The organism is Asticcacaulis sp. YBE204 (assembly GCF_000495855.1).
Lineage (GTDB): Bacteria > Pseudomonadota > Alphaproteobacteria > Caulobacterales > Caulobacteraceae > Asticcacaulis.
In genome coordinates, this window is the sequence record NZ_AWGF01000044.1 from 1 (window position 1) to 654 (window position 654).

At 61.3% G+C, this 654-nt stretch carries 2 protein-coding genes; both read right to left on the minus strand.

Annotation, left to right across the window (positions count from 1 at the left end; translation table 11 throughout):
• Positions 1-456, minus strand: a 456-nt coding sequence (locus tag AEYBE204_RS39225; protein WP_023464160.1) for a lysozyme, incomplete at its 3' end; no start/stop codon positions are given.
• Positions 440-654: HP1 family phage holin (locus AEYBE204_RS39230; RefSeq protein ID WP_023464161.1), on the minus strand; the 215-nt coding region annotated here is incomplete at its 5' end. The genes AEYBE204_RS39230 and AEYBE204_RS39225, both read right to left, overlap by 17 nt.

Sequence of the window (654 nt, forward strand, 5' to 3'; positions counted from 1 at the left end):
CCCCGGCGATTTGACGCCGTTGACGAACACCCAGCGCGGCAACTGCTGGCAGGCGTTGCGCCAGTCCTGCCGCTTGATGAAACCGGCCAACGTAGAGCCGCAGGCGGCCGTGACGCCGACGTTAAAGGCAAAGGACACCACCGCGTCATAAACCGGCGGCGGCATCGTGACAGGCATACAGCGGCCTATGCCGCGCTCCACGCGATATACGTCGGCAACGAGGTTAACGGCAGCTTGGCGCTCGCTGATAACCGTGCCGGGCTTTACCCCGGCCGTGTGGCCAATGCCGCTTGTCCAGACGCCCGCTTGGCATTGGTAAGGCGATAAGCGGCAACCTTCAAAATCGGCCAGCAGGCGCAACCCGGTCTCAGAGATCTGCAGCGCGCTGAATTGCGGCAGCAGCACCGCCAGCGCCAGCACGGCGGCCACGCTGCAGCGTTTAGCGATTGAGTTCATCGTAAACCCTCCGGCTAACGCCTAGCTTGTTCAACAGCTGGTAGCTTTTGCGGCGGTAGTACCAGTTAACGAGGAACGTTCCGACGCCCACGGCGGCGCCAACCATAAAGGCGATGTCCTGCGGTGAATATTTGCCGATCCACGCGAGGAACATCGCCACCGCGTAGGCTAAAAATGAGGTGATGCGCTCCATGTTTT